This window comes from Prevotella sp. HCN-7019 (genome assembly GCF_037890215.1).
In the GTDB taxonomy this organism is placed as follows: Bacteria; Bacteroidota; Bacteroidia; order Bacteroidales; family Bacteroidaceae; genus Prevotella.
This window is the reverse complement of record NZ_JBBKBO010000008.1, coordinates 37,107-54,846: the sequence shown is the minus strand read 5'-3', so window position 1 is coordinate 54,846 and position 17,740 is coordinate 37,107. Positions and strand designations below refer to the sequence as shown.

The 17,740-nt window shown below is 36.9% G+C and carries 12 protein-coding genes; 1 reads left to right on the top strand and 11 read right to left on the bottom strand.

Features of this window, described 5'->3' with window-relative positions; translation table 11 throughout:
• Positions 1 to 4: 4 nt before the first annotated feature.
• The 9 genes from WKT13_RS10525 to WKT13_RS10485 form a co-directional block, all read right to left on the bottom strand.
• Positions 5 to 2,026 (bottom strand): transketolase family protein, encoded by a 2,022-nt coding sequence (locus tag WKT13_RS10525; protein WP_340323840.1) that lies wholly within the window; start codon positions 2,024 to 2,026, stop codon positions 5 to 7.
• A gap of 1,048 nt (positions 2,027 to 3,074) precedes the next feature.
• Complete coding sequence (locus tag WKT13_RS10520; protein ID WP_298617885.1) at positions 3,075 to 4,235, bottom strand: aldose epimerase family protein; 1,161 nt, start codon at positions 4,233 to 4,235, stop codon at positions 3,075 to 3,077.
• Positions 4,236 to 4,280: 45 nt separating this feature from the next.
• Positions 4,281 to 5,441 (bottom strand): galactokinase, encoded by a 1,161-nt coding sequence (gene galK, locus WKT13_RS10515; RefSeq protein ID WP_298617888.1) that lies wholly within the window; start codon positions 5,439 to 5,441, stop codon positions 4,281 to 4,283.
• Between the two features lie 98 nt (positions 5,442 to 5,539).
• Positions 5,540 to 6,874: an MFS transporter gene (locus WKT13_RS10510; RefSeq protein WP_340323839.1), complete on the bottom strand. Its 1,335-nt coding sequence runs from the start codon at positions 6,872 to 6,874 to the stop codon at positions 5,540 to 5,542.
• 47 nt (positions 6,875 to 6,921) lie between these two features.
• Positions 6,922 to 8,013 carry an aldose epimerase family protein gene (locus WKT13_RS10505; protein ID WP_298617894.1) on the bottom strand — a complete coding sequence of 364 codons (1,092 nt, stop codon included), beginning with the start codon at positions 8,011 to 8,013 and terminating at the stop codon, positions 6,922 to 6,924.
• Positions 8,014 to 8,144: 131 nt separating this feature from the next.
• Positions 8,145 to 9,443, bottom strand: coding sequence for a bifunctional folylpolyglutamate synthase/dihydrofolate synthase (locus WKT13_RS10500; RefSeq protein ID WP_340323838.1), 1,299 nt, complete (start codon positions 9,441 to 9,443; stop codon positions 8,145 to 8,147).
• A 41-nt stretch (positions 9,444 to 9,484) separates the two neighbouring features.
• On the bottom strand, positions 9,485 to 10,630 hold the full coding sequence (dnaJ, locus tag WKT13_RS10495; RefSeq protein WP_340323837.1) for a molecular chaperone DnaJ: 1,146 nt from the start codon (positions 10,628 to 10,630) through the stop codon (positions 9,485 to 9,487).
• 2 nt (positions 10,631 to 10,632) lie between these two features.
• Positions 10,633 to 11,220, bottom strand: a complete 588-nt coding sequence (locus tag WKT13_RS10490; RefSeq protein ID WP_340323836.1) for a nucleotide exchange factor GrpE — start codon at positions 11,218 to 11,220, stop codon at positions 10,633 to 10,635.
• Between the two features lie 54 nt (positions 11,221 to 11,274).
• A complete protein-coding gene (locus WKT13_RS10485; RefSeq protein WP_340323835.1) occupies positions 11,275 to 12,891 on the bottom strand; it encodes an ABC-F family ATP-binding cassette domain-containing protein in 1,617 nt (538 codons plus the stop codon).
• Between the two features lie 209 nt (positions 12,892 to 13,100).
• On the opposite strand from WKT13_RS10485, the gene WKT13_RS10480 reads away from it, so the two are divergent.
• Positions 13,101 to 13,991 carry an RluA family pseudouridine synthase gene (locus WKT13_RS10480; protein ID WP_340323834.1) on the top strand — a complete coding sequence of 297 codons (891 nt, stop codon included), beginning with the start codon at positions 13,101 to 13,103 and terminating at the stop codon, positions 13,989 to 13,991.
• Positions 13,992 to 14,174: 183 nt separating this feature from the next.
• Here WKT13_RS10480 and WKT13_RS10475 read toward each other — a convergent pair whose 3' ends face one another.
• Positions 14,175 to 14,801 (bottom strand): DUF3256 family protein, encoded by a 627-nt coding sequence (locus tag WKT13_RS10475; RefSeq protein WP_340323833.1) that lies wholly within the window; start codon positions 14,799 to 14,801, stop codon positions 14,175 to 14,177.
• Between the two features lie 191 nt (positions 14,802 to 14,992).
• Positions 14,993 to 17,713, bottom strand: a complete 2,721-nt coding sequence (gene ppdK / locus WKT13_RS10470; RefSeq protein ID WP_340323832.1) for a pyruvate, phosphate dikinase — start codon at positions 17,711 to 17,713, stop codon at positions 14,993 to 14,995.
• Positions 17,714 to 17,740: the final 27 nt, after the last annotated feature.

Below are 17,740 nucleotides of genomic sequence, written 5' to 3'. Positions count from 1 at the left end.
GTTTTTATTTATTAGAGATAAACATTTTGACCTGCTTATATATATTTTCAGCAGTAAATCCTAATTTTTCATCAAGAACCTTATAAGGTGCAGAATAACCAAATGAGTTCATGCCGTATACCATACCATTGGAACCGACCAATCCTTCCAAAGTTACTGACAAGCCAGCTGTGAGGCCGAAGATCTTAGCACCATTTGGAAGTATACTCTCTTGATATTCTTTACTCTGGCATCTGAATAATCCTTCTGAAGGAACACTAACAATACGCAGTTTGATACCGTCTTTACGTAATAACTCTGCACCTGCAAGAAGTGTTGCAACTTCAGATCCGGAAGCAAGAAGAATAACATCATAATCTTCATCAGAGCCTTTTACAATATAAGCGCCTTTACGTACTTGTTCATAGTCAGTACCTTCAGGAAGACTATTGACTGGTTGTCTAGAGAAAATCAATGCTGTCGGAGTATCCATATTTTCAACCGCCATTTGCCAGCAGATTGTTGTTTCATCTGCATCTGCGGGGCGGAATACCCGTACTGAGTCCAGACCTTTATGGTTTTTAAGTTTCTCCATAAGACGTATCTGGGCCTCTTGTTCTACCGGTTCATGTGTAGGTCCGTCCTCACCAACACGGAATGCGTCGTGCGACCATATGAATTTTATTGGAACCTGCATGAGAGCAGCCATTCTGATGGCTGGTTTCATATAGTCCGAGAATACAAAGAAAGTACCGCAGGCCGGGATCACACCACCGTGAAGGTACATTCCTATGCAGATGCAAGCCATTGTAAGTTCGCTTACTCCGGCTTGGAAAAATGCTCCACTAAAATCATCTGCCTTGAATTCATGCGTTTTTTTAAGGAATCCGTCTGTTTTATCGGAGTTACATAAATCTGCAGAAGAGCATACCATATTGTGTACTTGTTCTCCCAATATTCCAAGACAAGTTGATGACGCAACACGTGTAGCAACATCCCTTTTCTGTATCACGGAACTCCAGTCTACTTTTGGTGCATTTCCCGAAAACCACTCATCCATGAGTTTTGCTGTTTCCGGGTTTGCTTCTCTCCACAGTTTTTCTTCGCGATGACGCTGTTCTACAATATTCAGAAGTTCATTTTTTCTGTTTTCATAAAGTTCTTTCACGTCATCGAATATGACAAATGGCTGTTCAACGTTGCCACCCAGATTCTTGACCGTATTGACATAAGATTCTTGTCCCAATGGTGCTCCATGTGTATTGACATTTCTTTCATAGCTTGTTCCGTCACCTTTGAGGGCTCCTTTTCCCATTATTGTGTGTCCTATAATAAGGGTAGGGCGTGTCTTTTCGTTATTTGCGTTTATAAGAGCCTCACGTATTTCATCAGGATCGTTGCCGTTTATTTCTAATACATTCCATCCCCACGATTGATATTTCATCTTCGTGTTTTCATTCATTACGGTAGCACATTCCGTAGATAGCTGTATTTCGTTTGCATCATAGAACATTATAAGATTGTTCAGATGTAACAGACCTGCAACACGCCCGGCTCCTTGTGATATTTCTTCCTGAATACCACCATCTGATATATAGGCATAAATCTTATGCTGCATCATTGTGTGACTTAGGCGAGCCTCAAGAAACTTTTCAGCAATGGCAGCGCCTACAGCATATGTGTGTCCCTGACCTAATGGACCGGATGTATTTTCTATTCCATGTTTAATATCGCGTTCCGGGTGACCAGGTGTTACAGATCCCCACTGTCTGAACTGCTTCAGTTCTTCTATTGTATATCTTCCTTGCATTGCCAAAGCAGAATACAACATTGGAGACATATGGCCTGGATCAAGATAGAATCTGTCGCGACCTTCCCATTCCGGATTATTTGGATCGTATACCAAGAACTCTGAGAAAAGTACATTAATGAAATCAGCTCCTCCCATCGCACCTCCTGGATGACCAGACTTTGCTTTCTCTACCATCGATACAGCAAGAATCCTGATGTTGTCTGCTGCATGATTCATTAAATTCTTATTGTTCATTATTGATTTTAGTTTGAAATGTGATCTTTATGGATTTCTAATGCAAATATAGGGAAAATGTTTTATTTAAACACATATTCACATTATAAATGTGCCACTTTAGTAATGGTTTTTCGTAATTACACATAAATATCATGCTTTATTTGTATATTAACGGCTCTGTAGAAATTCAGTGTGGATTGGTTTTATACATGAAGCATACGTAATGAAGAAAAACTTCCGGACTATGCAGAACTGTATGAACAATAGCAACGCATCCCCCGTGTGACAATAAATCCACGTTGTATCAACCGATATATCCAAAGCGCAAGAAAGATACATGTTTCCAGTGTGTATCCTCAGCTGTCATGTCAGCGTTTCTCGAGAAAACTCGGACGCCGTACTTACAGAATTTCTTGACTTTATTTTGACAAAATAAAATCGCAAAAGAGATGTAAGGAAATGTTTAATACATCATCAGAAAAGCCCGTTATGTCTTTATAACCTTATCGTATACCATGTTGCGTGATACCCGATAATCCATATTACATTCCGTTTATGCCCATTCTAGGCTCTGATTACGCCCGTATCATGATGTGATATCGCACGTTTTAGCCTCTGAAACGGGCCATATCACGTGCCCATACGGTGTATTTCGTGTAACTGGAGAATTACCCCTAAATATAAATTATTGATATACAATTTTTTGTGTGATTTTATTATTTCTCGCGCATTTGCGTTCGAAGGAAAGTCTGACTGCAAAATCTCGCTTATTTTTGGGGTAGAGTAGAAAACTCAGACGGAAAACCGCATTATACAGAAAATCTGTAACTATAACAGTTACAGATTTTCAGCTGACAACAATGACAATACACAATTATGCCACTGTTTTTATTGTAACCAATCCCCACGAAATTTCTAAATAACCATATTAACTTATCTGTTGCTATGGACCTGTTAATTATCGTTTGGTGATTATGCTTGAATGTAATTATTCATATAAACAAATAAGAGAGAATGCATGTTAAGCACTCTCTCTTATTTGTTAATTGTATATATAATAGCTTTTTTATCGTACGCTGAACTTATATGCTACATGACTGTAATATTTCTCACCAGGTTTCAGATAAGGAGATGGCCAATCTTTTTTATTAGGTGAGTCTGGATATTTCTGAGTTTCAAGACATACTGCAGACTGCTTGGGGTAAGCAATTCCTTTTTTACCTTTTATCGTACCGTCAAGGAAGTTTCCTGTATAAACCTGAATACCTGGTTCATTTGTGAAGACCTCCATAAAAATTCCGCTTTCTGGTGAGTAAAGAGATGCTGCGACTTTCTTGTCATCTCCCTTTCCGTCCTTGTATGTGTTTAGACACCAGTTGTGGTCATAACCTTTAGCGTTCTTAATCTGTTCAAACGATGTATCTCCAATAGTTTCGAATAAAGCGTGACGTTTGGTGAAGTCCATCGGTGTACCGTATACGTCTCTGATCTCGCCGGTTGTCATAAATGTGCTGTCTGATGGAGTATATTTATCTGCGTTTACATATAAAACCATATTTGTTCCAGCCTTAGATGGATCTCCGGAAAGATTGAAATAAGAGTGGTTTGTCATGTTCACAACAGTTTCCTTATCAGTAGTTGCCTCAAACTGCATATCCAAAGTATTATCACTCATCAATGTATATGTAACAGTTGCTGTAACATTACCCGGGAAGTTGTTGTCTCCGTCCGGTGAGGTGAGTACCAATCTTAAAGTTGTATCATTAAGTTGTTCTCCTTCATATACCTGATATTGCCAACCAGAAGGTCCTCCGTGTAAGCAGTGACCATAATTGTTTTGTGGAAGCTGTATCTTATTGCCACCAACAGTAAGCTGTCCTTTATTTATACGGTTGGCATATCTGCCTATAGCTGCGCCAAAGTCACTTGGGCTATTTACAGAGTCTGCATATTGTGCGATGTTGTCAAAACCTAAAACAACGTCTGTTGGAGCATTATTTTTATTTGGAACACATATAGAAACAACGCGTGCTCCAAAGTTGGTTACACATACTTCAGCTTTCTCATTTTTAAGTACGTATAATTGTACTTTCTTGTTATTTATTATCGTGTCGAATTTTGCAGGATCAAGTCCAGATTCTGTAAGATTACCGTTACCTCCAGCACAAGATGACATTAATGCAACTACAGAACCTAATCCTAATAAAAGATTTTTTATATTTTTCATATTACTTTTATTATAATAAATAATTATTAGATATCCAATTGTTTTTTAGCAGACTTTACGAGAACCATCACCAATGACAACATCGTATACTTTTGGTTCTTTTCCATATTTTGCAAAATACTTTTCTTTTGCGTCTGCAATAAACTTATCATAAAGTTCCTCTTTAACAAGGTTAATGGTGCAACCACCGAAACCTCCACCCATTATGCGGCTTCCTGTTACTCCATTTTCTTTTGCAATATCATTCAGGAAATCAAGCTCTTCACAAGATACCTCATATTCTTTACTGAGTCCGTAGTGTGTTTCATACATTTTTTGTCCTACAGTTTCATAATCACCAGCGTTTAATGCATCACATACAGCAAGAACACGGTCTTTCTCACCTAAGACAAAATGTGCACGTTTGTAATCTTCTTCGCTAATTTCGGCTTTTACTTCATCTAATTGTTCCCATGTACAGTCACGGAGTGTTTCATATTTTCCTTCCGGATGTTTTGCTGCAATATGCTTAACCACATTTTCACAGCTGTTGCGTCTGTCATTATACGGAGAGCCGGCAAGTTCATGTTTAACACATGAATTAATCAATACGAGTTTATAGCCAACAGGTTTGAATGGGAAGTATTCAAATTCGCGACTACGGCAATCTAGGCGCATAAGACATCCTTCCTTACCGAAAACACTTGCAAACTGATCCATAATGCCACAATTTACACCGCAATAGTTATGTTCTGTTGCCTGACCAGCAAGAACCATATCCCATTTACTTACTTTATTGTCACCGAAAAGATCATTAAGCGCAAAGGCAAAACAACTCTCAAGAGCCGCAGAAGAAGACATGCCTGCTCCTAAAGGAACATCACCGGCAAATGCAGTATTGAAACCTTTAACGTCAACGCCTAGTTTTCTCATTTCCTGTACAATTCCATAGATATAGCGAGCCCAACTTGCGCGTGGTCCCTGAGGATCGTCAACCTTAAATTCCACACGATCTTTAAGATCTATGGAATAGCACATAATTGTATCAAGACCATTCGGGCGTATTTCTGCCATAATACCTTTGTCTACGGCTCCAGGAAAAACATATCCACCATTATAATCTGTATGTTCACCAATAAGATTGATACGTCCTGGCGATGTGTATATATTTCCTGTTTTACCATCAAAATGCTTAATAAAGCGACTTCTTACAAATTCAATATCCATAATAGTAATTTTTTAAATTTATAGTGTTGTTATTGGTAATGTATAGAAAGGTTTTGTGTTCCTGCATAGAATGAACACAAAACCTTTCTAATTTATTTTTATACTGGTATATCCTTATTTACATTTTTGCATCCGCTTATTCCATAATATAGGATGTAGGCAAGCATTGCTATTACAAGCCAATAACTTGTAATATAGCCGGCAGATGAGGCAATCAGATTCTGGATTAAAGGCATAATACCTCCACCGACAACCATGGTCATGAATATACCTGACGCAGCAGCAGTGTATTTACCGAGTCCTTCAACTGCAAGGTTGAAAATTCCACCCCACATAACGGATGTGCAGAGACCACAAAGAACAATGAACAGACACTTTACTGGTACTTCAAACATTGCGAAACCAGCGGCAGCACTATATCCTGGCATTGACATTTGTAAGTTGCTGGGCAAGAATATTGCAATCATTAATAATATTATAGCTGTTGATGCAACAGTTATAATTTGAGTTCTTGTAGAAACATAACTGCTGATAAAGCTACTTGAGAATCGACCTACAAGCATCAACATCCAATATATAGCGGCAATTGCTCCACCTATAGCTGCACCATTTTCAATTCCAATACCTCCTTCACTTACAGGATTTGCTAAATAAAATGTAAGCTGTGATGGGATTCCTACCTCAATACCAACATAAAAGAAAATGGCGATAACACCTAATAATGTGTGACGGAAAGCCAATGGGGAATGCTCCATCTTTTCTTTCTTGTTTTCACCTTTCTTTCTGAGGTGTGGCTCTGGTATTGTTGCAAATGAAATAACAACTATTGACACAGCAAATACAGCCATTGCAATGAACAAGAGGGGAGATACGTCGCTCATGGCTGTTTTATCTGTTACTTGTCCAATCAGAACACCTACGAAAAGAGGAGTTAATGTTGCAGTAAGAGAATTTAACGAGCCACCAGTTTGAATCAGCTGATTACCTCTGTTACCACCACCACCAAGTAGATTCAACATGGGGTTTACAACAGTATTGAGCATACATACACAGAAACCACAGATAAATGCTCCCAGCATGTAAATAATGAAATTAAACATTACCGGTTGGCCGTTTACTGTAAAGACTGCTGTATCTGCTCCTACAATACTAGAAAGATACTGTACGGCAAGTCCGATGAAACCTACCGCCATTGCTAAGATAGATGTTTTTTTGTAACCAATTCTTTCGAGCATCATACCAGCAGGAATTCCCATGAAGAGGTAAGCGAGGAAGTTCATCATATTACCCATCATTCCTGCCCAAGAATATTGGTTACCCCAAATTAAGCCGAAAGGAGCAGCAAGATTTGTTACGAATGAAATCATTGCAAAGAGAAACATCATTGTAATAATAGCAATGATGCTACTCTGTTGTTTCTTTGAATTTTCCATTTTTCTTTTTGATGTTTTTGTTATTATTGTTTAAAATATAATTGCACTTATTTATTAACTATTCCAAATTTATATATTGTTTTTTGGGTATATCGTTCGTCAGGATTTAATACAACAGATGGAAAATAAGGATGGTTTGGTGTATCAGGAAAATGTTGTGCTTCGAAACAGATTGCGCTTCTACGTGGAAATGTTGCACCGTGTTGTCCTTTGTATCCGTCAGCCCAATTATCTGTATACAGTTGCATTCCTGGTTCTGTTGTGTATACTTCCATTGTTCGACCACTTTCTTCTTCTGTTATTTTTGCAGCGAAACTCAATTCGCCTTCTTCTTTCTTGTTTAGTACAAAACAATGATCATATCCGGCACCATTCCTGATCTGTTCGTCATCCGCATCGATGTCTTGTCCAATTGTCTTTGGGTTTCTGAAATCAAATGGAGTGTTCTTTACAAACCTTATCTCACCAGTAGGTATGGATGTTTCATCTATTGGTAAATAATAATCGGCATTAATTTCACATATTAGATTTTCTATCGTAGGTGTTGGATTATTGATTCCTGCTAGTGAAAAGAAACCATGGCTGGTTAGATTTATAATGGTCTTCTTGTTTGTTGTGGCCATGTAGTCAATAATAAGCTCATTCTCATCATTAAATGTATACACAACAGTTACTTTAACTTCTCCAGAAAAACCTTCCTCACCATAAGGACTTACATATTTTAATACCAAGGTATGTGAATTCATCTGTAATGCATCCCAAACCTTTGCATTAAATCCATATTTTCCTCCATGCAGAGAGTTGGGACCATTGTTTATAGGTAGATTATATCTCTTACCATTTAATTGGAATTGTCCTTTACAGATTCTGTTTCCATATCTTCCAATTAAAGTAGATAAGTACGGTTCCGGTGAGTTAATAACATCAACAATGTTATCATGACCTTGAATAACATTTCCCATTTTCCCCGTTTTATCAGGAACCATGATTGCCACTATAGCTCCTCCGTAATTTGTTATGGCGACTTCGTTACCCTGTTCATTTCGAAGGATATATAAGTCAGTTTTTTTCCCATTTATTGTAGTCTGAAAATCTTTATGTTTCAGACCACAGATGTTCTCTGCTTCTTTAATGCTCATACCGTAATAAGTTTTTAGTTATGTCTTATTAATGCAAAGTAACTGAAAAAAAACGAATTCGGCAAAAGAAATATTTAAAAATGCGCTCAGCCTCATGTTAAAAACCGTTAAGCTTATTATATATATTGGGGTTATATTACGTGCTGTTGATGCAAATAAAGTAATAAATCGGAAACGATATAACTGCTACCTCCAATAAATATCAAATCATTTGGTGAAGCTTGCTTATAGGCTGATTCATATGCTTTAGGAACATTATCATAACATTCTCCATATAAATTATGTTCAAAGGCTTTTTTTTGTACAGTTTCTTCAGGAATAGCCCTTTTAGATTGTGCTCTTGTAAAGTAGTAATGTGCATTTTGTGGTAATAAATTCATTACCCCATCAATATCTTTGTCATCGACCATTCCAAATACGATATGTAACTTGTTATAATTTTGAAATTTCAATTGCTGGCTAATATAACGCCATCCTCCAACATTGTGACCTGTATCACAAATAACTGTAGGCTCGGTACCGACTTGTTGCCATCTTCCCATCAATCCAGTAAGCTTACACACATGCGAGAAGCCTTCTTGTATGGAGCTTAAGTTTTTAATAATATGCTTATCGCATAAGAATTTTACTGCATGCAATATGGTGTTTGTATTTTTTTTCTGGTAAATTCCGCTTAGTTCTCCATATACTTTCCCAAAATTCCGTGTATTGTATGTAATACCCTTTTTTTCTATAATAAAAGATTCAATTTCGTTATTTGCGTCTGCAAATACAATATTTGAGCACATAAGTTCTGCTCTTGCTTTAAATACAGGAAATGTCTCATCTGTAGTTTCCCCAACAATTACAGGTATATTCTTTTTTATTATCCCTGCTTTTTCTTCTGCTATTTTTTCGAGTGTATTGCCTAGAAAGTTTGTATGATCAAAACTTATATTTGTTATTATAGAAAGTATTGGAGTAATTATATTTGTGCAATCTAATCGACCTCCAAGACCAACTTCAATTACAGCATAATCAACATTTTGTTCTGCAAAATATTTAAAAGCCATAGCTGTTGTAAGTTCAAAAAAAGAAGGATGGAGCTTTTCGAAAAATTCTTTTTCTTGTTGAACAAAATCAATTACATATTTTTCACTAACACATATACCATTGATTTTTATTCTTTCTCTAAAGTCAATAATATGCGGTGAAGTGTACAATCCAACTTTATAGCCTTCTTTTTGTAAGATAGCAGCCAATGTGTGCGAACATGATCCTTTACCGTTAGTCCCTGCAACGTGTATACTTTTAAATTTTCGATGGGGAAATCCAAAATGCTTATCTAGAATATTTGTATTTTCTAGCCCCTCTTTATAAGCTGAAGCACCGATGTGTTCAAACACCGGTGCTATATTGAATAAATAATTTATCGTTTCAAGATAATTCATTATTCCTTAATATTATAAGTTTCTAATTAAAATCGAAATGTTTAATTGAAATAGTTCCTGAATTTCTCAAAGATTGATTTCTTTATTGTTTCATCACCTTTAAAATTATCACTTTCTTTCAATTCTTCTATTATCTTTTTTTCGTTTTTATTTAATGTTTTCGGTATGTAAATACTAATATTTACAACAATATCACCGATACCATTTCCATAACCTTGTACGGCGGGTAGACCTTTCCCTCTAATCCTTAAAGTCTTTCCAGGCTGTGTACCGGGTTCTATTTTGATTTTAACTTTAGTACCATCTATTGTCGGGATTTCAACGGTGTCTCCTAAAATCGCTGTAGGAATATCAAGTAATAAGTTATATATAAGATCATTTCCATCCCTAATAAATATTTTATCCGGTAGTTCAGAAATGTATACTTGTATATCTCCATTAATACCATTATGTGGGCCAGCGTTTCCTTTTCCTGGAATGTTAACAATCATACCATCTGCAACACCTGCGGGTATTTTTATCTCAACAACTTCATCGCCTTTTATTACCCCCGTACCGTTACACTTATGACATTTATTTTTTATTATAGTTCCTTCACCATGACAAGTAGGACATTCTGTTTGTGTTTGCATAATGCCAAATCCTGTTCTTACAGATCGCATTACTATACCACATCCATGACATTCTGGACAAGTTTCTGCATGGCTTCCAGATTCAGCACCACTACCATTGCAATGTGGGCATATAATATCTTTTTTTACTTTAAATTTTTTTGTTATTCCTGTAGATATTTCCTGTAAAGTAAGAGATATTTTCATTCTAAGGTCAGTTCCTCTATATTGCGGTCTCCTTCTTTGTCCACCGCTACCTGTACCACCAAAATTTCCAAAAATATCTCCAAACATAGAGAAAATATCATCCATAGAGAAGTTTCCGCCTCCTCCAAAGCCGCCGAACCCACTATTAGGCGTTTCAAAGCCAAACTGATCATATTGCTGACGCTTTTGTGGGTCATGCAGTACATCATATGCTTCTGCAGCTTCTTTGAATTTTTCCTCTGCTTCTTTATTCCCAGGATTCCTATCTGGATGATATTTAATGGCAATCTTTCTGTATGCCTTTTTTATTTCATCTTCTGTGGCGTTTTTACCTACGCCTAATACTTCGTAATAATCTCTTTTTGCCATTTCTATTGTCCTACTGCAACTTTTGCGTGACGAATAACCTTGTTATTTAGTGTATATCCTGTTTGAACACAATCTATAACTTTTCCCTTTTTATCATCATCTGAAGTGGGAAGCATTGCTACTGCCTCATGATAATCAACGTCAAAGTCTTTGCCTTCTGTTTCAATCTTATTTACACCAATACTTTCAAGTATCTTATTGAATTTGTTGAAAATGAGTTGCATACCTTCTTTGATGGCTTTGGGGTCATCACTTTTGTCTGATATGGCACGTTCAAAATCGTCAAGAATTGGTAATATTGCAATTACTGTTTTCTCACTTCCATTCAGAATGAGTTCTGTTTTTTCTTTTAATGTTCTTTTCTTGTAATTTTCAAATTCTGCTACTTTACGGATATAATTATCTTTTAGTTGTTTTAACTCCTCTTCAACAACGTTTAACTTTTCTGCCTCAGAATTTAAATCCTGATTATTTTCATTATTGTCATTTTCTGACATTGTCTGTGTCTCATCATCCTTTATGGCAGATTGATTTATATCTTCTTCTATATTTTCTGCCTTTTTCTCGATGTTTATATCTTCTGTATTCATAATCTTGACAGTTTTTATTTATATAGCAAAAAAAATGCCAATTATTCATAATAATCAGGCATTATACATTCTTGCCTTTTGCTCCTTTATCTGTTCGTTGTATATATAATCATCGTAATCCATCAATTTATCAATTGTTCCAGATGGAGTTAGTTCTATTATTCTATTGGCTACAGTCTGTATGAACTCATGGTCATGACTGGCAAATAGGATATTGCCTTTAAAGCCAATAAGATTATTATTGAACGCTTGTATACTTTCCAGATCAAGATGGTTTGTGGGGGTGTCTAATATTAAGCAATTAGCATTTTTGAGTTGCATACGTGCTATCATGCATCTCATTTTTTCACCACCAGATAGTACATTAACTTTTTTCATAACTTCTTCTCCAGAGAAAAGCATTCTTCCCAAGTAACCTTTCATGGCAACTTCATTTCCCGGGCCATATTGACTGAGCCATTCTACCAAGTTCTTATCACTATTGAAGAATTCCGTATTATCTAGTGGCAGATAAGCAGTTGTAATAGTTACTCCCCATTTGTAAGTTCCAGCATCAGGCTCTCTGTTTCCGTTTATGATTTCAAACAGTGCAGTCATCGCTTTTGGAGAATGACTCAAAAATACGACTTTCTCACCTTTTTCTATATTAAAGCTAACATTGTCAAACAATACTGTTCCATCTGTATCAGTCGCTTTTAAACCTTCCACTTCAAGGATCTGATTTCCTGGCTCACGTTCCATTTGGAAAATAATTCCAGGATACTTTCTACTTGAAGGCCGAATTTCCTCAACATTGAGTTTTTCCAGCATTTTCTTACGACTGGTCGTCTGTTTGCTTTTGGCAACATTAGCAGAAAAACGACGTATGAATTCCTCAAGTTCCTTGCGTTTTTCTTCTGCTTTTTGACGTTGATTCTGAGCTTGTCTAAGTGCGAGCTGGGAACTTTCGTACCAGAATGAATAGTTTCCAGCAAATACTGTTACTTTTCCAAAATCAATATCTACAGTTTGCGTACTAACGGCGTCAAGAAAGTGACGGTCGTGACTTACAACTAGGACTGTTTGTTCTACGTTACTTAAATATTCCTCAAGCCATTGCACTGTATCCAAGTCAAGATCATTTGTCGGCTCATCCAACAATAGATTGTCTGGATTTCCAAATAAAGCCTTTGCAAGCATTACACGTACTTTCTCATTATTGGAAAGCTCGTTCATCTGTTTGTAATGGAGGTCCTCTTTGATGCCGAGATTTGATAACATTTGTGCTGCGTTACTTTCTGATTCCCAACCGCCCATTTCTGCGAATTTCTCTTCAAGTTCAGCTGCACGGTTTCCATCGTCCTCAGACATTTCTGGTTTTGCATACAGAGCTTCACGTTCTTTCATGTTTTCCCATAACGGTCCGTGCCCCATAAGGACAGTGTCAAGAACATTATATTCATCATATTTAAAGTGATCCTGTTCCAATACAGACAGACGTTCTCCAGGACCTAATTCAACACTACCTTTATTTGGTTCAAGTTCTCCACTAATTGCTCTTAAAAGCGTAGATTTTCCTGCACCATTGGCACCAATGACTCCATAAATATTTCCTGGAGTAAATTTAATGTTTACGTCTTTGTATAATACTCGTTTTCCGAATTGGATTGCAAGATTTGTTACAGTAATCATTCTTTATGTTTATTGTTTTATATGTTATTTGAATGTGCAAAGTTAGTGCAAATACTGTGAATCTCCAAAAATAAAATAATCTTTTGTATATATTTGATATATATGATGTTATATGTTCTTTTGTTATCTTTCTATTAAAGATAAGAACTTAATTATTTTGCAGTAAGACTGATTTACATTATCTTTGTCAAATCTTAATTTAAGAATATATGAAATCCAATTTATATAATGCTTGCAATGATTATGTACATTATACTGTAAATAATGATGCTCCGTTGCTTGAATATCTTATCGAGAATTTGAACGATAGTAGAACAAAGATAAAAGCAATCCTGCAGGGGAGGGGAATAAAAGTGAACGGTAAAGTTGTAACACAGTATAATTTTCCTTTAAAAGTAGGAATGAAGATTTCCGTGAGCCAACGGAAAGAGAATAATACATTTAAAAGTAAATATATAAAAATTATCTATGAGGATCGTTGGATTATTGTCATAGAAAAGAATTGTGGGATACTTTCCATGGCAGCCGGGCATTCATCATTGAATGTCAAAACCGTATTAGATGATTATTTGCATAAAAGCAGGCAGAATTGCTCCGTTCATGTAGTACATCGACTTGATCGAGATACAAGCGGCCTTATGATATATGCCAAAGATTATGAAACAGAACAAATATTAGAACATAACTGGCATAATATAGTTTACGACCGCCGTTATGTTGCTGTAGTCAGTGGGGAGATTGTAGAAGACGGCGGTACTATATCAAGTTGGTTAAAAGACAATAAAGCGTATATTACATATTCTTCTCAGATAGATAATGGAGGAAAGTTTGCTGTAACGCATTTTAATGTTCTTGCAAGAACAACTGAGTATTCGCTTGTCGAGTTTAAACTTGAAACTGGACGAAAGAATCAAATTCGTGTTCATTCTGCAGATATCGGCCATCCTGTATGTGGTGACATTAAATACGGAAATGGTGATAATCCTTTACAGCGTCTCTGTCTGCATGCTTACATGCTTTGTTTTTATCATCCAATCACAGGTGAGTGCATGGAGTTTGAGACACCCATACCAGTATCATTTAGAAAAATATTCAAATAGTAATTTATACTACCAAATATATATATCCTAGAATAGGATGAATATAAAATAAAAAATTGATTGTCTCACGACAACCAATCTCTCTTAACCTTAATAATCTAATACCATGAAAAACACAATGCAAAGATATTCTTTTTATGTAAAATGGCAAAATAATCAATGTTATTAATTTTATGTATAACATTAATTAAAACTATAGCCATTCCATTTAAATTTTCTTTGCATTAATATCGCATTTATCTTATCTCTATCTTCGCTTGCAATATTAGCTATTGAAGCACTTACGATAAGATATTCTGATTTTGGAGATAACTCAGCCTTAATCAAATATGGATCCATATACAATTTGAGTTTTTCATACTCATATTGTTCCATTGTATCTGGCTTAAATATAAGACTATCTATATTAAATGTTATATCTGATATTTTTTCCCATTCTTGTGTATATAGCATAATGCTGCTTTCTGCAACCGGAGCATTGAATGTATGCACAACACATAAAATAGTATCATTTTGTGTCGGCATAAGTTTTATCTGTAAAGTTGATGCCTTAGTGAGTGTTACAGATATGAAATTTGAAGTTAGAGTGTCTATTTTTGTCTTTCCCCCCAGTTTATTTGTAACTTCAGGTTTCATTCCAGTTTCCATAAGATTAATACATTCTGTTCTTATATTTTTATCAAGATAAACAAGCATTGAGTCTGGCAAAGATGTCCATATTTCTTTAATTGACTTTGCGTATACATTTGTATTAACCATAAGGCATAAAAGAATCAGTACTGATAACACTTGCTTTTTTATCTTTTTCATTTATGGATATTTATGAGATGTTATAAATCTTATTTGTTAGATTGTGATAATATGTCACACATGCAAAATTACCGAAAAGATTTGAGTTTATAACCTTTTATATACTTAAAAAGTAAATAAAATGATATATTAAAAAGCGGAAGGCTTGCTCAAACAATACCTTCCGCTTTTGTATTTATTAAATAGAAATTTTATTCTTCTATTGCAGCTTGAGCCGCTGCAAGACGTGCAATTGGTACACGGAATGGTGAGCATGATGCATAATTCATGCCAACCTTTGCACAGAATTTTACTGAAGAAGGTTCACCGCCATGTTCACCGCATATACCAGTGCGCATACCAGGACGTACTGCACGTCCTTTTTCTACGGCCATCTTTATAAGCTGTCCCACGCCATTTTGATCGAGAACCTGGAATGGATCTACACTAAGAATCTTCTTCTCCAGATATACTGGCAAGAAACTTGCAATGTCATCTCGTGAATAGCCAAATGTCATCTGAGTAAGGTCATTGGTTCCAAAAGAGAAATATTCTGCCTCGGATGCAATCTTGTCTGCTGTCAGTGCAGCACGCGGAACTTCAATCATTGTACCTATTTCAAACTTCACTTCGATGCCTTCTTTCTCGAATACTTCTTTAGCAGTCTTGAGGATAACGTCTTTTTGCTGTTTGAACTCGTATAATATACCGATAAGTGGAACCATGATTTCTGGTCTCGGATCTTTACCCTCTTTTTTCAATTCACATGCAGCAGTAAGTATTGCACGCGTCTGCATTGCAGTTATTTCCGGGAATGTGATTCCAAGTCGACAACCACGGTGTCCGAGCATCGGGTTGTTCTCTGCCAGACTGGCAACACGCTTCTGTATTTCCTCAACACTTACTCCCATTTCATCAGCCATAACCTGCTGGCCTTTCAGATCGTGAGGAACAAATTCGTGGAGAGGCGGATCGAGTAGTCTTATATTTACAGGACAACCATCCATCGCTTCAAGAATACCTTTAAAATCTGCTTTTTGATAAGGAAGAAGTTTTGCAAGTGCTTTTTCACGTCCTTCAACAGAGTCAGCAAGAATCATTTCACGCATAGCAACAATCTTCTTGTCTTCAAAGAACATGTGCTCCGTACGTGTCAGTCCGATACCCTTTGCACCAAAAGCGCGTGCAATCCGTGCATCGTGTGGGGTGTCTGCATTGGTGCGAACCTGTAGTTTTGTATATTTATCACAAAGGTCCATCAGCTCTTTAAAGTCACCTGACAATTCTGCTGCTTTGGTAGGAATCTCTCCGGCATAGACCTGTCCTGTGGAACCGTTAAGTGAAATATAGTCACCTTCTTTATATACTACACCCTCTATTTCTACAGTTTTATTTTTGTAGTTTACATTTATTGCACCAGCTCCAGAAACACAGCATTTTCCCATTCCACGGGCAACAACGGCTGCGTGTGATGTCATACCACCTCTTGCCGTGAGAATACCCTCTGCAGCAGACATTCCTGCTAGATCTTCTGGTGATGTCTCAATACGAACCATCACAACACGATGACCGTCCTCATGCCATTTTTGTGCATCGTCTGCATGGAAAACAATCTGTCCACATGCAGCACCAGGTGAGGCAGGAAGGCCTTGGGTGATGACTTTTGCTCTCTTCAAAGCGTCTTTATCAAAAATAGGATGCAACAATTCATCCAACTTCTGTGGTTCGCATCTCATCAAAGCTGTTTTCTCATCAATCTTACCTTCCTTAACAAGATCCATTGCTATCTTTACCATAGCTGTTCCTGTGCGTTTGCCATTACGTGTCTGCAGGAACCACAATTTACCTTCCTGTACAGTAAATTCCATATCCTGCATGTCCTTGTAATGCTCTTCAAGCTTGTTCTGCAGCATATCCAGTTCTTTATATATCTCTGGCATTGCTTCTTCCATGGAAGGATATTTCTCCGCGCGTTCCTCTTCAGAAATGCCTTGTAATGCAGCCCAACGGCGTGATCCTTCTTTTGTTATCTGTTGCGGAGTTCTGATACCGGCAACAACATCTTCGCCCTGTGCATTCACAAGGTATTCGCCATTGAAAATATTCTCTCCTGTTGCGGCATCACGACTGAAACAAACGCCTGTTGCGGATGTATTGCCCATATTTCCGAAAACCATCGCCATCACATTGACTGCAGTTCCCCATTCTGCTGGGATTCCTTCCATCTTACGATAGAGTATGGCGCGTTCGTTCATCCAACTGTCAAATACGGCACATATAGCTCCCCAAAGCTGCTCCATAGGATCGTTAGGGAAGTCACGGCCAGTCTGCTCTTTTATTGCTTCTTTGAAAAGTGTTACAAGCTGTTTCAGTTCGTCAACATTCATTTCGTTGTCGAGTGATATACCACGTTGTGACTTAACTTTTTGTATTATTGCCTCAAACGGGTCGATATCCTCTTTATTAACAGGTTTCATTCCCATAACCACATCGCCATACATTTGTACGAAGCGACGGTAGCTATCGTAAGCAAAACGTTCGTTGCCTGTTTTATGAGAGAGGCCAGCAACAACTTCATCGTTAAGTCCGAGATTGAGAATCGTGTCCATCATTCCTGGCATTGATGCACGTGCACCTGATCTTACTGATACAAGTAACGGATTTGATGCGTCTCCAAACTTGCAGTTCATCAGTGATTCTATGTGTTTTACTGATTTCTCAACATCTTCTTTCAGTAAGGAAACAACTTCGTCCTTACCTTTTTCAAAATACTCATTGCATACGTCTGTAGTAATAGTAAATCCAGGAGGTACGGGCACTCCAATGAGATTCATCTCCGCCAGATTGGCACCTTTTCCTCCAAGCAGGTTTCTCATATCTGCTTTTCCTTCAGCTTTTCCATTACCAAAAGTGTAAACTCTTTTTTCACTCATAGTTAATCAGATATTATATAATATTTT

Coding starts and splice junctions, on each gene's coding strand:
- WKT13_RS10490 (WP_340323836.1), bottom strand. CDS start 11,220: ATGAATACAGAAGATATAAACATCGAGAAAAAGGCAGAAAATATAGAA.
- WKT13_RS10500 (WP_340323838.1), bottom strand. CDS start 9,443: ATGAATTATCTTGAAACGATAAATTATTTATTCAATATAGCACCGGTG.
- dnaJ (WP_340323837.1), bottom strand. CDS start 10,630: ATGGCAAAAAGAGATTATTACGAAGTATTAGGCGTAGGTAAAAACGCC.
- galK (WP_298617888.1), bottom strand. CDS start 5,441: ATGGATATTGAATTTGTAAGAAGTCGCTTTATTAAGCATTTTGATGGT.
- WKT13_RS10480 (WP_340323834.1), top strand. CDS start 13,101: ATGAAATCCAATTTATATAATGCTTGCAATGATTATGTACATTATACT.
- WKT13_RS10520 (WP_298617885.1), bottom strand. CDS start 4,235: ATGAAAAATATAAAAAATCTTTTATTAGGATTAGGTTCTGTAGTTGCA.
- WKT13_RS10525 (WP_340323840.1), bottom strand. CDS start 2,026: ATGAACAATAAGAATTTAATGAATCATGCAGCAGACAACATCAGGATT.
- ppdK (WP_340323832.1), bottom strand. CDS start 17,713: ATGAGTGAAAAAAGAGTTTACACTTTTGGTAATGGAAAAGCTGAAGGA.
- WKT13_RS10485 (WP_340323835.1), bottom strand. CDS start 12,891: ATGATTACTGTAACAAATCTTGCAATCCAATTCGGAAAACGAGTATTA.
- WKT13_RS10475 (WP_340323833.1), bottom strand. CDS start 14,801: ATGAAAAAGATAAAAAAGCAAGTGTTATCAGTACTGATTCTTTTATGC.
- WKT13_RS10510 (WP_340323839.1), bottom strand. CDS start 6,874: ATGGAAAATTCAAAGAAACAACAGAGTAGCATCATTGCTATTATTACA.
- WKT13_RS10505 (WP_298617894.1), bottom strand. CDS start 8,013: ATGAGCATTAAAGAAGCAGAGAACATCTGTGGTCTGAAACATAAAGAT.